Here is a 13160-nt window from a genome sequence, read left to right as displayed (position 1 = left end):
ATGAGACTCAAGGTCACGCCTTCCACCATCACCGGCACGGTCCAAGCATCACCATCTAAGAGCTACTCGCACCGCGCCTTGGCGCTCGGGTTGCTGGCCGACGGCCGTTCCACGCTAAGGAACGTTCTGCTGAGCGGCGATACTCTTGCTACCTATCGCGCCGTGCAGATGTTCGGCGCGCGCACCACCGTCAACGGCGACATGGTGGTCGTGGACGGAGGACGGCTGAGCTGCCCGGAGGACGTGGTGAACGCCGACAACTCCGGCACCACCATCCGCCTCATGGCCGGGATCGCTTCCCTTCTCTCTTGCCATACGGTCCTGACCGGGGATGCCTCCGTTCGAAGAAGGCCAATGCAGCCTCTCATTGAGGCATTGAAGGAGATGGGCGTGGAGAGCTTCTCCACCCGGGGAAACGGACTGGCACCACTCGTTGTTAGAGGTCCGAACCGGGGGACGATCACCCACATCAAGGGAGACGTGAGCTCGCAGTTCATCTCCTCCCTGCTTCTCAGTTCGCCGTTGAAGGAAGTGGATACGGAGGTCATCCTTACCACGCCGCTGAAATCGCGGCCTTACGTGGAGATAACCATGGGCATGATGCGCGAGTTCGGGGCGGAGGTGGAAATGACCGATGAAGGCTTCCACGTGCCTGGCAAGCAGCGATATGAACCGCGCACCTACAAGGTTCCAGGCGACTACTCATCGGCCGCTTTCCCGTTGGTGGCCGGGGCCCTGAGCGACGGCGTGGTCGTCAGCGGACTGGACCCCCAGGATCGCCAGGGAGACATGGCCATAATGGACATCCTGGAGGATTTCGGATGCCAGGTGATGCGCGGCTCGTCCAGCGTGCGCGCCCTGCCCGGGATGCTGAAGGGGACGGATGTGGACCTGGCGAACGCCCCGGACCTCTTCCCTATCGTGGCGGTGCTTGGCTCTCAAGCCAAAGGCACGACGGTCATCAAGAATGCCGAGCATGTCCGACTGAAGGAGAGCGACCGCATCCGCTCCACCACCGACTTCCTCAAGGTCATGGGGGCAGAGGTGCAGGAGAAGAGCGATGGCTGCATCATCAAGGGACCTACCGTTCTAAAGGGCGGAGAGGTCGATTCGCTCGACGATCACCGAATACTCATGGCCGCGGCGGTGGCCGGTCTGGTGGCCCAGGGCCCGACCGTCATCAGCCATGGTTTGTGCTATAACATATCCTATCCCCGGTTCCTGGAGGACATGCTCGCCCTGGGAGCCAAGATGGAGATGCTACCGTGAACAGCATCGGTACCGCGCTCAAGCTCACCCTCTCCGGATCAAGCCACGGTCCAGGCGTGGGCTGTGTTCTGGACGGTTGCCCGGCCGGTCTGATGATCTCTCAAGAGATGATCCAGAAGGAGATGGACCTCCGCCGGCCAAGCAAGGGCATCGGGACGGCTCGAACGGAAGAGGACCGGGTCCAGGTCCAGTCTGGCATCGTCAACGACCTCACCACCAGCGGACCGATCCAGCTCTTCATAGCGAATCTGGACACGGATTCCTCCAAATATGAGAGGTTCCGCACCGTGCCCCGTCCCGGGCATGCGGACTATCCCGCTCAGATCAAATATGGCGAGGCCCACGACATCCGTGGCGGGGGGCAGTTCTCCGGCCGGATGACCGCGCCCATCGTGGCCGCCGGCGCCATCGCCAAGGCACTGCTGGATACGAAGGGGATCAAGCTGGCGGCCTATTCGCAGGCGATCGGGAGCGTGGTGGATCCAGACGAGCATCCGTTCCCCGAGGTCCAGCAGAACCCACGCAAGTTCTCGGTCCGAGCGGCATCATCCAAGATGGCCACGCTCATGGAGAAGGAGATCCTCAAGGCCAAGGCGGAGAACGATAGCGTGGGCGGAGTGGTGCGATGCCTATGCATCGGACTTCCAGTGGGAGTGGGGGAGCCTTTCTTCGATGCTTTGGATGGGGAGCTGGCCAAGATGCTCTTCGCCATCCCCGCGGTCAAGGGCGTCGAGTTCGGGGCCGGCTTCCGAGCGGCCGGGATGAGAGGTTCCCAGCACAACGACCCCTTCCAGGTATCGGAGGGAAAGGTGGTTACGACCACCAATAACGCAGGAGGAGTCCTGGGAGGAATGTCCAACGGCATGCCCCTGGACTTCAAGGTGGCCTTTAAACCCACGGCCTCGATATCCCAAGAGCAGAAGAGCGTCGACCTCTCCAAGATGGAGAACGCCACCCTGCGCATCGAAGGCAGGCACGACCCATGCATCGTGCCCCGGGCGGTGGTGGTGGTGGAGGCGGCCTCGGCGCTGGTGATCGCAGACCTGTGCATGAGAGGTGGTTTCATTGCCCGATAACGTGGACGCCATCCGGTGGCGCATCGAAGAGGTGGACAACCATATCCTGGACCTCATTGGCCAGAGGATGCATTTGGCCAAACAGATGGGGCAGTTCAAAGTGGGCAGGTCCATGCCCATCAGGAACGTCCGAGTGGAAGACCAGGTCATCGCCCGCTTCGTCTCCCGGGCCAAGGAAGCGGAGATCAGCGAGGGCGCGGCCAAGAGGATCGCCATGCTCCTCATTCACGAATCGGTGGACGCGCAGATGCGCATCCCAAAAGCTCCAGAGGCCAAAAGAATCACCGTCATCGGCGGCTCGGGGAAGATGGGCAACTGGCTATGCAAGTTCTTTGCCGAACGGGGGCACAAGGTGATGGTGCACGACATAGCCTCCAGTACCCGTTTTCCATTCGAGAACGATCTGCGACGGGCCGTGAGCGGAGCGGACGTGATCGTCATCGCCACGCCCATCGGTCGAACGCCAGATATGCTGGAGCGGGTGCTATCCCTGAAGCCCAAGGGAGTGGTGTTCGACGTCACTTCCATCAAAGCCCCCCTGCTGCCGCTGCTCAAGAAGGCGGCGCAGAAGGGGGTCAAGGTGTGCAGCGTGCATCCCATGTTCGGTCCCGATACCCACATGCTCCTGGAGAAGAACATCGTCTTCTGCGACTGCGGGTCGAAGGCCGGGCTCAAAGAGACCAAGGCGCTTTTCGAAAGCACGGGAGCGAATCTGCGAGAGATCAAGGTGGAGGAGCACGATGCCATCATGGCCTATGTGCTGGGACTGAGCCACGCCATCAACATCGCCTTCTTCGCTGCCCTGGCCAAGAGCGGGCGCTCCTACCGGGAGCTGAGCGCGCTCTCGTCCACCACATTCTCCAAGCAGGAATGCACCGCCAAGGCGGTGGCCTCGGAGAACCCGGAGCTTTACTATGAGATACAGCATGTCAACCCGCACACTCAGGAGGTGCTCGATCTGCTGGTGCAATCTGTGGAAGAGGTGCGCCAAGCGGCCACGGAGCAAGAGAGCGAGCACTTCGTGAAAGTGATGGAGCAAGGACGACAGTACTTCGGAGGCGAGTGATTGAAGCGCATGCAGGTAGCCGTGCTGGGCGCCACTGGAATGATCGGCCAGAGGTTCGTGCAGCTGTTGGAAGGGCACCCCTACTTCGAGATCGAGGGGCTCTACGCCTCGGAACGATCGGAGGGCAGGAGGCTGCGCGAGGTCAACAAGCTCAAAGATTTCCAGTTCTCCTCGGCCACCATGGAACGCAAGGTGGAGCAGATCGACGTGAGGAAGATCGCCAAGAACTGCCGCCTGGCGTTCTCAGGACTGCCTTCGGACATCGCCAAGGACTACGAATCCTCGCTGGCGGAGGCGGGGGTGGCGGTGTTCTCGAACGCCGCCTCGCATCGCATGCGCGATGATGTTCCATTGCTGATACCCGAGGTCAACCCGGAGCATCTGGACCTGATCAAGAAGCAGAGCACCTTCGCCAAGGGCGGCTTCATCGTCACCAATGCCAACTGCTCCACCACCGGCCTCGCTCCTCCGCTAAAAGCGTTGCAGGACGCGTTCGGTCTGGAGCAGGTGGTCGTCTCCACCTACCAGGCGGTCTCCGGTGCAGGATACCCGGGGGTGCCGTCGCTGGACATCTTGGGGAACGTGGTGCCATACATCAAGAACGAGGAGGAGAAGATGGAGGAAGAGATCCTCAAGATGCTCGGCACCCTGAGAGGCGGAAAGGTGCGCAACGCCGACTTCGATATGCTCGCTTCCTGCGTTAGGGTACCGGTCATCGACGGCCATCTGGAGTCGGTGGTCGTCCGCACGAAGAAGGATTGCGTTCCAGAAGAAGCGATCAATGTCATGCGCCAGTTCCGCGCGGAACCGCAGAAGCTCAAACTACCGACCGCTCCCAGGGAACCTATCATCGTGCGAGATGAGCCGGACCGGCCGCAGCCCCACTGGGATGTGAACGCCGGCGAACCATCCAGGGCCAAAGGTATGGCCGTCACCGTGGGAAGGGTGCGAAAGAAGGATAAATACCTCAAGCTGTTCCTTATCTCCCACAACACCATCCGGGGCGGAGCTGGCGGCTCGGTGCTCAATGCCGAGCTCGCCTACGCCAAAGGGATACTGAAGTGAGTTGAAGGATGACCTTTGACCATCACGAATCCATGTCATCTGGAAACCCTGAGGTGAACACATGAAGCGCAGCTATGAGGAGATAAACGATAAGATCAGGAAGGGCGACGCGGTGGTCCTGACGGCGGAGGAGATCATCGAGGTCGTCGAGCGCGAGGGCGTGGAGAAGGCCACGAAAGAGGTGGACGTGGTCACGACCGGGACCTTCGGAGCCATGTGTTCCTCGGGAGCTTTCCTCAATTTCGGACATTCCGAACCGCCAATGAAGATGATCAAGGTCTGGCTGAATGGCGTTCCCGCGTACGGAGGACTGGCGGCGGTGGACGCCTACCTCGGCGCCTCGGAGCCAAGAGAGGATGGCAGCATCGATTATGGCGGCGCCCACGTGATCGAGGACCTCATCGCCGGGAAGGGCGTGCATCTGCGCGCCTCGTCCTATGGCACGGACTGCTATCCTCGGCGGGAGATCGATACCTGGATCTCGCTCAAGACCATCAACCAAGCTTACATGTACAATCCCCGCAACGCCTACCAGAACTATGGCGTGGCGACCAACTCCTCCGAGAGGACGCTGTACACCTACATGGGCAAGTTGCTGCCCCGCTACGGCAACGCCACCTACTCGTCGGCAGGCCAGCTCTCTCCGCTCCTGAACGACCCCAAGCTGCGCACCATCGGCATCGGCACCAGGATCTTCCTGGGCGGTGCCCAGGGCTATGTCGCCTGGGAAGGCACGCAGTTCAAGACGAATGCGGAGATGAGCCATGGGGTCCCTACCGGTTCGTCGCGCACCCTGGCGGTCATAGGCGATCTGAAGCAGATGTCCAGCGAGTTCGTGAGAGCCCTGACGTTCCACAAGTACGGGGTCTCGTTGGGCGTCGGCATCGGCGTGCCCATCCCCATCCTCGATGAGGAGGTGATGAAGGGAGTGTGCATTCGGGACGATCAGATATTCGCGCCCGTGCTGGACTATTCGGTCCAGTCCAGGAACAAGAAGGCCATCCGACAGGTCAGCTACGCCGAGCTCCGTTCCGGGCACATCGATATCAACGGAAAAGGAGTTAGGACCTCCTCCATCTCATCCTACCAGAAGGCGAAGCTCATCGCCGAGACGCTTAAGAAGGAGATCATCAAGGGCGAGTTCTGTTTGACGGAGAAGGTCGCCAGTCTTCCAGAGGAGCGAGCGCAGCTTCAGCTCGACCTACATGCCAAAGAGGAGGTGGAGTGATGCCGGTGAAGAAGTTCCTGATAACCTTCACCCCTGATCTGGTGAGCGAGCCGATCACCTTCCGTCTGGTGAAGGACTTCGACCTGGTGATCAACATCCTTCGGGCGGAGATCGATGAGATGGGCGGCCGCCTCATGCTGGCGCTGGAAGGCAGCGGGCCGCAGATCCAGAGAGCGGTCAAGTATCTCGAGGAAGCTGGCGTCCAGGTGCAAGAGCTCAAGGAGTTCATCCGCAAAGACGATGTTCGGTGCACCAACTGCGGCATGTGCATTTCCATCTGCCCAGTGTCCGCCTACCAGGTGGACAAGGCCACTTGGAAGGTGGTCTTCCTCAACGAGAAGTGCATCGCATGCGGCATGTGCATCGATGCCTGTCCACCGGGGGCCATCAAGCTCCGTGCTCAATCGTGAGCCGCCAAGCAAGGTATTTATGGATTCAAGCGATTAGCCGACCGCCGGCGCTAGAAGCGTCGCTACCGAAAGGCAAAGGTGAGGAAATGAAAAAGTTGGCTTTCGCTGTCACCATGGCTTTCATCATGTTCTCGGGCATGGCCCTGCAGGCCGGGGCATCCGCCTCCTCGACTCAGGTGAACGTCCCGCAGCTCGTGGTCGAGGAAGGGGCTGCAGCAGGTGAAGGCAACCACACCAGCCCCGGAAGCGAGGGCGGCCTCGTGGTGGCGCTGGGCGGCATAATCGTGGTCGCGGGCTTCCTGACCGCGATGTTGCTCATGACGTTGAAAAAGCGCAAGCTGAAAGGCATCTGAGCTCGGCCGGATGTCAACGGCCTTCTGCTTTTCTGCTCTTCGTTCGATCATCCTAGGGAAGTTCTAAGCCTCCCTGGATACATTTCTCAGCTGGATATCTAGGAGACGCGCTACTGTTGGACGATCCCGAACCGATCGTAAGGAGGCATTTCGAGTATCGGGAGACGGCGGTCACCATCCTCGCTCAGGAGCGGTTCATGAGTCTCGCGGACAATTCCATCTTCGATACCAGGGAGGTCATCGAGCGCTTCATCGCCTTCAACCCCCTGTTCCAGGACGCGCTCGAACCTTACCAGGAGCCAGATGACGCGCACCCCATCATCAAGCACATGTGCGACGCGGCCCGGAAGGCGAACGTCGGACCGATGGCCACGGTCGCCGGAGTGGTGGCCGAGGAGGCCGTCAAGGCCATGATGCAGGCGGGCGCAAGACAGACGGTTGTGGACAACGGAGGCGACATCGCCATGTTACTTTCCGAGCCGATCGACGTGGGCATCTTCACCCTCAACTCCCGATTCGCGGGATTGGGACTGCACTGCATTCCCTCGCCGAATATCCAAGGCATCTGCACTTCCTCGAAAACGGTCGGACCATCGATCTCGTTCGGCATGGCCGATGCGGCCACGGTCGTGTCCAAGGATGTGGCCCTGGCGGATGCATGCGCCACGCGGCTCGGGAACCTGATAACCTCCGACGATGAGGAGACGGTGCGCAAGGCGCTGGATGAGATCATGAACATCGAAGGTGTGGAAGGAGCGTTGGTCATCGTGGGGGAGAGGATGGCCTTCAAAGGGTCCGTTCCCAAACTAGTGAGGATCGGAAACTCAAAGGAATCGGTGGCTAGGCGGGAATTCGGTTGAGCCCGTTCTCGGCGCTCACCGATACCATGATACTTTCTGGCCCGACCCGCCACCTCAAGAACGGCGAGACGTATCTGCTGATGGGTTCTTCGCGCACGTCTCTGCATTTCGGATCAGGCTGCAGGTTGCTCAGGTAAGCTCCACAGGCCTTGGCGGGCAGTCATACGGATTGCATTTCTCCACAAGTTTCTTTGGATAGAGATACGACATAGCCGCCACGGCGACCAGTGCACCAGAGAATTCGGCGATCATGAAGAGTACCCCGCTCGACGGCGCGATCCCGCAGAAAGCGTAGGTGAACATCCGACAGAACGTCACCACCGGGTTCGCGAACATGGTGCTCGAGGTGGTGATCAGGAGTCCTCCGACCAGCAGGCCCACAGAAAGGCTCGTCATTTTTGACCTTCCCCTGACGCAGCCGTAGATCACAGCAAGAAGCAGGAATGCAGCCAACGCTTCCGTTATGACCACGAACGGCCCCTTGGTGTTCTCCGATACCACCAGGAGTTGTTGCACGGTATCGTAGTACATCAAGTGGGTGAGCAGCAGCCCTACGAACCCGCCTGAGAACTGCGCTCCGATGTAAACCGCCGCATCCTTCTTTCTCATCTTCTCGGACACCACCATGGCGACGGTGACCGCGGGATTGAAATGCGCACCGGACACCGGCCCGAAAGCCTCTATGACAGCGAACAGAACGAATGCCACCGCCATCGCGTTCATGAGGACCGCCAATCCGGCCTCAACATGGAAGACCTGCACCGGAAGGATGCACGAGCCTATGGCGGCGATTATCAATGTCATCGTTCCCAGGAACTCCGCCAATGCCCTTCTCCCAAGTGTTGGCAACATGTTGCTATTCCCCCAACGGAATCAGGCGGCCTTCTTGGTCATTCGGCAATAGGCATCCATCAGCAAGATCCTCGTCTTCAATCGCAGCCCTCCCTGCCCATCGGGTGGTTCCCCCTGAAACCATCTCTTCGGGCACAATTTGATTTTAGAATTAAATAGTTAGTGATTGACTCTAATAATAAACTACACTCCCCCCCCCCCTCATCAAATGGGAATGCAACTTCGCACTCCTTGGGGAGTGGGATGCCATGAAAGAACGCCATGACGCAAGGATGCGAAAGACCGCGCCTCTGTTACGCGACTGGATGGAACGGTCTCGCCACACGTTCTGGGACTTCGGGGGATCTGGGCTCGATTCTATGGAGCATTTCATCGCATTCGCCCGGAAGGCAGTACCTTGCAGTCCCTTGGCTCAGATACCTTGAGAATGGAATGGAGCGGAACTCTCGCCGCCAGGACCGGAACGCCAGCCTCGGGCCATCTCAGTCATTCTTAAGTATGCATTCTTCTTTCTCGTATCCAGTGCTACAGGTGAGCAAGTGACATTGCGATTGGCCGTGCCGAACAAGGGAAGGCTGAGCGAGAGCTCGGTCCAGCTGCTGAAACAGGCCGGCCTCGAGATCGAGGACTCGGACGAACGCAAGTTGTTCGCGGCTGTGAAGAAGCGGGACTTCGCGGTCATGTTCGTCCGGGCCCAGGACATCGTCAACTTCGTCTCCATGGGCGCGGTGGACGTGGGTATCACCGGCAAGGACCTGGTGCTCGAGGCTGGATTGGACGTCAAAACTCTCCACGACCTCAACTTCGGGCATTGCCGCTTGTCGGTGGCGGCGCCGGAAAGCTCGGGCATCGTCACCGTGGATGACGTGAAGGATGGCTCAGTGGTAGCGACCTCGTTCCCCAACGTCACGCGCAAGTTCTTCGCCAAGGCAGGAAAGAGAATCAAGATCACCACCATTTCCGGAGCGGCGGAGGTCACGCCGCACCTAGGGGTGGCGGACCTCATCGTCGACCTGGTTTCCTCCGGTTCCACCTTGAAGGTCAATCACCTCAAGGAGATCGCCATCATCGCCAAGTCCAACGCGGTCATGATCACCAATGAGAAGGCGTTCAAGAAGAAGAAGGACGAAATAGAGGAGCTGGTGGCCGCCATCGAAAGCGTGGAGAACGCGGCCAACAAACGCTACCTCATGGCCGATGTGCCGGTCAAGTCCCTGGAAGCGGTGCGCAAGCACTTTCCTGGCATTGCCGGGCCGACGATTATGAACATCATGGGTCGGGATGATGTGGTCGCCATCCACGTGGTCATCGAGAAAGACAGTGCCTATGACGCCATAGCCAAATTGAAGCGCCTGGGTGCGAGCGGCATATTGATCGTCCCCATCGACAGAATGGTTCCCTAGGTGGTGGCATGAAGAAAGAATGGCAGAGGAGCACCATCCGGGACATCCCGCTGTACTACAACCCCCAGGTCTCGGGCATCCGCATGGACACCTCCACCAATTCCCTGGGCGCGAATCCAGCGGTCAAGGAGGCCCTCCGGGAATGCGCGGACATGGACCTGAACCAATACCCTTCGCCCTACTCGGACGGATTGAGAGAGGCGCTGGCCGATCTCTATCGCCTTGATCCGGACAACTTCGTGGTCGGCAACGGTTCCGACGAAGCCCTGGACATCATCTTCAAATCGTTCATGGAGCCGGGCGAGACGGTCGTCATGCCCTATCCCTCGTACTCGCTGCACGGCTACTTCGTCAAGGTCAACTGCGGCTGCGTGTCCATGGTGGACCTGACCGATGATTTCCAATTGGACGTGGACGCCATATGCCGGGCGAAGGGCAAGATCGTGATCCTATGCACTCCGAACAACCCTACCTCCAACCTGTTCCGGCGCAAGGACGTGGAGCGGATACTCGAGGAACGGGAAGGACCGGTGGTGGTTGATGAGGCCTACGGGGAGTTCTCTGGCGAATCGTTCATTCCTGACGTGGAGAGATTCGACAACCTCGTCGTCACCAGGACATTCTCCAAGGCCTATGCCCTGGCAGGCATGAGGATCGGCTATGCGGTGGCAGGCAAGGATCTGGCGAACGTCATGCAGCGGGTGAAGATACCCTATTCGCTCAACCGCGTCTCGGAGCGGGTGGCGATAAGAGCGCTCCAGCACCAGGAGTTCGTGCGGGAGAGCGTTCGCGTCGTGAACCAAGGACGCAAGCAGCTCCAGTCGGGGCTGAAGAAGCTCGGACTGAAGGCATTTCCGTCGGAGGCGAACTTCATCCTGTTCAAGAGCCCCATCCGATCCTCGTCGCTGGTGGAGAAGCTCGCTGAGAAAGGGGTCATGATACGGGACTTCGGCAGCAAGCGTCGGCTGGAGGATTGCGTGCGCACCACCATCGGCACCAAGGAGATGAACGTTCAGCTCCTGGTCAAGCTCAAAGAGGTGCTCGGCGAATGCCAGTGAGGGTGGCCATCGCCGACTACGGGGTGGGGAACCTGCACTCCATCCGCAAGGCGTTGGAGAACTGCGGCGCCTCGCCCTACGTGGTCGATGATATGCGCGAGTTGTTGAAGGCGGACTGCATCGTTCTGCCGGGCGTAGGCGCTTTCGACAAGGCCATGGAGAAGCTCCGTCCCATCCGCGACCGGCTGGTGGAGAAACTGGATGATGCTGTCCCTTGCCTAGGGATCTGCATCGGGGCGCAGATACTGTTCCAGGGGAGCGAGGAGGGCAAGATGCCCGGCCTCGGGTTCTATGCTGGCCAGGTGACCAGGCTAAGGGCGGAGAGGGTCCCGCACATGGGCTGGAACTCGGTGGAATGCGAGGACCAGATCTTCGAGGGCATCGACTCACCCTACTTCTATTTCGCCCATTCATATAACGGAAGACCGGAGGAGGATGTGGTCATCGGAACGACCGACTACTACGGCAGATTCCCTAGCGTGTTCCTCAAGGGCAACGCATACGGCACGCAATTCCACCCTGAGAAATCGTCCGATTCGGGGATGAGGTTCCTACGCAACTTCGTGCGCTTCGCGGAGGACTGCCTATGAGGGTTATCCCCGCAGTGGACATCCTCGAAGGAAGGGTGGTGCAGCTGGTCGGAGGCAAACCTGGAACGGAGCAGATCGTGCTCCCCGACCCGGTAGGGGTGGCCAAGGACTGGGAGCGCCAGGGCGCGCCCATGGTACACGTGGTGGACCTAGACGGGGCGTTGGGAAAAGGTGGGAATCTCACCCTCGTCAGGAAAATACTGGAAACGCTCAAGGTCCCGGTCCAGGTAGGAGGGGGCGTGCGAACCACTGCCACCGTCAACCAGTATCTAGATTGGGGGGCGAACAGGGTCATAGTGGGCACCAAGGCCATCACCGACGCCAACTGGCTAAGGGACGTGGCCTACGATCACCCGGGCCGAATCGTCCTAGCTCTGGACGTGGCCAAGGGCATGATCCAGGTGAAAGGATGGCAGGAATCGTCCCGTATCACTCTGGATACTATGTTCGATCTCATTCGCGACTTACCTCTGGCGGCGGTGCTGCACACCGACGTGGACGTGGAGGGCCGTGCGCAAGGCATAAATCCGACCGAGGTGCGTAGCTTCGTGGCAAGATGCCCCCACCCGGTCATCGCGTCCGGGGGAATTCGCTCTATGGACGACGTCAGACTGCTGGAGAGCATCGGCGTCGAGGGAGCGGTGGCAGGAATCGCGCTCTACACCGGCAGGCTGAACCCGGCGGAGCTCTGGAGGCGGTCTAAATGAGGACTGCGGAAGTGAACAGGAAGACAAGGGAGACGGATATAAAGGCGAAGATAGAGCTGGATGGCAAAGGAACGGCGAGAGTGGATGTCGACGATCAGTTCCTCACCCATATGCTCGAGTCCCTGACCAAATATGCCTCTTTCGACGTGGTCCTCCAGGCCAAAGGAGACAACGAGCACCACCTCATTGAGGATGTAGCCATCGTCCTGGGCACGGCCATGCGAGAGGCCATAGGCAAGCAGCCGATAGAGAGGATTTCCTCGGCCACGGTGCCAATGGATGATGCTCTGGTCACGGTCGCCCTGGACCTCATTGACCGTCCTTACGTGGACGTCGATTGCCCGGACGTGCTCTATCAACACTTCCTGCGCTCCTTCGCCATGAGCAGCGGGATGACCTTGCACGTGCTGGTGGTCCGAGGGTTCGACGAGCACCACATCGTGGAGGCGACGGTGAAGGCGCTCGGTCTGGCGTTGCGCCAGGCGGTGGTTCCGCGAGCTGACCTGCTCAGCACCAAGGCCCAGCCCAGAGTGAGGAAGAAGTAGATGCTCACCAAAAGGATCATTCCCTGTCTGGACGTCAAGGACGGCACCACGGTCAAGGGGATCAAGTTCGTCGATCTGCAGGACGTGGGAGAGCCACCGCAGATGGCCGCCGAGTACGAGAGGCAAGGAGCGGACGAAATCGTCTTCCTGGACATCTCCGCCTCGGCGGAGGGAAGGAAGACGCTCATGGATGTGGTCGAGAAGACCGCCGAAAGGCTGTTCGTGCCTTTGACCGTGGGAGGAGGGATCCGGTCCAAGGAGGATATGCGCAGCGCCTTGAACGCCGGAGCGGATAAGGTCTCCGTGAACACCGTTGCGGTGCAACGGCCGGAGGTCATCAGCGAGTGCGCCGAGGACTTCGGAAGCCAGTGCGTGGTGGTCGCCATAGACGCCAAGCGCGAAGGGACGTCCTGGAAGGTGTACACCCATGGAGGTCGACGGCGAACCGAGGTGGACGCGGTGGAATGGGCCGGACGGGTGCAGGATTTAGGAGCGGGCGAGATACTGCTCACCAGCATGGATGCCGACGGAACGAAGGAAGGCTACGATGTCGAGCTGACGCGGGCGGTCGCGGAGCGTGTGAGCATACCGGTCATCGCCTCCGGCGGCGCTGGAACGCTGGAGCATATCTATGAGGCATTGACCGCCGGCAAGGCCGATGCCGCTCTCATCGCCTCC

15 protein-coding genes are annotated in these 13160 nt (G+C 59.9%); 14 read left to right on the top strand and 1 reads right to left on the bottom strand.

Going from position 1 to position 13160, the window contains the following annotated elements:
* The 8 genes from aroA to NT137_08690 all read left to right on the top strand — a co-directional run bounded on the left by aroA (position 1) and on the right by NT137_08690 (position 7327).
* Positions 1 to 1269 (top strand): 3-phosphoshikimate 1-carboxyvinyltransferase, encoded by a 1269-nt coding sequence (gene aroA, locus NT137_08725; protein ID MCX6653415.1) that lies wholly within the window; start codon positions 1 to 3, stop codon positions 1267 to 1269.
* Positions 1266 to 2345 (top strand): chorismate synthase, encoded by a 1080-nt coding sequence (gene aroC, locus NT137_08720; protein MCX6653414.1) that lies wholly within the window; start codon positions 1266 to 1268, stop codon positions 2343 to 2345. The genes aroA and aroC overlap by 4 nt, the downstream gene beginning before the upstream one ends.
* Positions 2335 to 3411 (top strand): prephenate dehydrogenase/arogenate dehydrogenase family protein, encoded by a 1077-nt coding sequence (locus NT137_08715; protein ID MCX6653413.1) that lies wholly within the window; start codon positions 2335 to 2337, stop codon positions 3409 to 3411. Before aroC ends, NT137_08715 begins: the two co-directional genes overlap by 11 nt.
* A gap of 9 nt (positions 3412 to 3420) precedes the next feature.
* A complete protein-coding gene (gene asd, locus NT137_08710) occupies positions 3421 to 4476 on the top strand; it encodes an aspartate-semialdehyde dehydrogenase (protein ID MCX6653412.1) in 1056 nt (351 codons plus the stop codon).
* Positions 4477 to 4537: 61 nt separating this feature from the next.
* A complete protein-coding gene (locus NT137_08705; protein MCX6653411.1) occupies positions 4538 to 5704 on the top strand; it encodes a homocysteine biosynthesis protein in 1167 nt (388 codons plus the stop codon).
* A complete protein-coding gene (locus tag NT137_08700; GenBank protein ID MCX6653410.1) occupies positions 5704 to 6114 on the top strand; it encodes a 4Fe-4S binding protein in 411 nt (136 codons plus the stop codon). Before NT137_08705 ends, NT137_08700 begins: the two co-directional genes overlap by 1 nt.
* Positions 6115 to 6200: 86 nt before the next feature.
* The gene (locus tag NT137_08695; protein MCX6653409.1) at positions 6201 to 6467 is read left to right on the top strand and encodes a hypothetical protein; all 267 of its coding nucleotides are present in this window, start codon (positions 6201 to 6203) and stop codon (positions 6465 to 6467) included.
* Positions 6468 to 6583: 116 nt separating this feature from the next.
* A complete protein-coding gene (locus NT137_08690; GenBank protein ID MCX6653408.1) occupies positions 6584 to 7327 on the top strand; it encodes a UPF0280 family protein in 744 nt (247 codons plus the stop codon).
* A 129-nt stretch (positions 7328 to 7456) separates the two neighbouring features.
* Here NT137_08690 and NT137_08685 read toward each other — a convergent pair whose 3' ends face one another.
* Positions 7457 to 8179: an aquaporin gene (locus NT137_08685; protein MCX6653407.1), complete on the bottom strand. Its 723-nt coding sequence runs from the start codon at positions 8177 to 8179 to the stop codon at positions 7457 to 7459.
* A 539-nt stretch (positions 8180 to 8718) separates the two neighbouring features.
* Here NT137_08685 and hisG point away from each other — a divergent pair.
* From hisG to hisF, 6 genes are all read left to right on the top strand, one after another.
* The gene (gene hisG / locus NT137_08680) at positions 8719 to 9582 is read left to right on the top strand and encodes an ATP phosphoribosyltransferase (GenBank protein ID MCX6653406.1); all 864 of its coding nucleotides are present in this window, start codon (positions 8719 to 8721) and stop codon (positions 9580 to 9582) included.
* 8 nt (positions 9583 to 9590) lie between these two features.
* Positions 9591 to 10640, top strand: coding sequence for a histidinol-phosphate transaminase (hisC, locus tag NT137_08675; protein MCX6653405.1), 1050 nt, complete (start codon positions 9591 to 9593; stop codon positions 10638 to 10640).
* Entirely contained in the window at positions 10631 to 11230 is a 600-nt protein-coding gene (hisH, locus tag NT137_08670) for an imidazole glycerol phosphate synthase subunit HisH (protein MCX6653404.1), read from the top strand. Before hisC ends, hisH begins: the two co-directional genes overlap by 10 nt.
* Entirely contained in the window at positions 11227 to 11937 is a 711-nt protein-coding gene (gene hisA / locus NT137_08665; GenBank protein MCX6653403.1) for a 1-(5-phosphoribosyl)-5-[(5-phosphoribosylamino)methylideneamino]imidazole-4-carboxamide isomerase, read from the top strand. Before hisH ends, hisA begins: the two co-directional genes overlap by 4 nt.
* The gene (locus NT137_08660) at positions 11934 to 12482 is read left to right on the top strand and encodes an imidazoleglycerol-phosphate dehydratase (protein MCX6653402.1); all 549 of its coding nucleotides are present in this window, start codon (positions 11934 to 11936) and stop codon (positions 12480 to 12482) included. Before hisA ends, NT137_08660 begins: the two co-directional genes overlap by 4 nt.
* Positions 12483 to 13160 (top strand): imidazole glycerol phosphate synthase subunit HisF (gene hisF, locus NT137_08655; GenBank protein ID MCX6653401.1); only part of this gene is annotated, 678 nt, incomplete at its 3' end.

It is taken from the genome of Methanomassiliicoccales archaeon (assembly GCA_026394375.1).
Classification (GTDB): domain Archaea; phylum Thermoplasmatota; class Thermoplasmata; order Methanomassiliicoccales; family UBA472; genus JAJRAL01.
The sequence above is the reverse complement of the archived record's forward strand: the minus strand, read 5'-3'. Positions and strand labels throughout refer to the sequence as shown.

What these genes read in the sequence shown, in the direction of transcription:
- NT137_08685 (MCX6653407.1), bottom strand. Translation starts at nt 8,179, where the DNA reads ATGTTGCCAACACTTGGGAGAAGGGCATTGGCGGAGTTCCTGGGAACG.
- NT137_08705 (MCX6653411.1), top strand. Translation starts at nt 4,538, where the DNA reads ATGAAGCGCAGCTATGAGGAGATAAACGATAAGATCAGGAAGGGCGAC.
- hisH (MCX6653404.1), top strand. Translation starts at nt 10,631, where the DNA reads ATGCCAGTGAGGGTGGCCATCGCCGACTACGGGGTGGGGAACCTGCAC.
- hisC (MCX6653405.1), top strand. Translation starts at nt 9,591, where the DNA reads ATGAAGAAAGAATGGCAGAGGAGCACCATCCGGGACATCCCGCTGTAC.
- asd (MCX6653412.1), top strand. Translation starts at nt 3,421, where the DNA reads ATGCAGGTAGCCGTGCTGGGCGCCACTGGAATGATCGGCCAGAGGTTC.
- NT137_08660 (MCX6653402.1), top strand. Translation starts at nt 11,934, where the DNA reads ATGAGGACTGCGGAAGTGAACAGGAAGACAAGGGAGACGGATATAAAG.
- hisA (MCX6653403.1), top strand. Translation starts at nt 11,227, where the DNA reads ATGAGGGTTATCCCCGCAGTGGACATCCTCGAAGGAAGGGTGGTGCAG.
- aroA (MCX6653415.1), top strand. Translation starts at nt 1, where the DNA reads ATGAGACTCAAGGTCACGCCTTCCACCATCACCGGCACGGTCCAAGCA.
- NT137_08700 (MCX6653410.1), top strand. Translation starts at nt 5,704, where the DNA reads ATGCCGGTGAAGAAGTTCCTGATAACCTTCACCCCTGATCTGGTGAGC.
- NT137_08695 (MCX6653409.1), top strand. Translation starts at nt 6,201, where the DNA reads ATGAAAAAGTTGGCTTTCGCTGTCACCATGGCTTTCATCATGTTCTCG.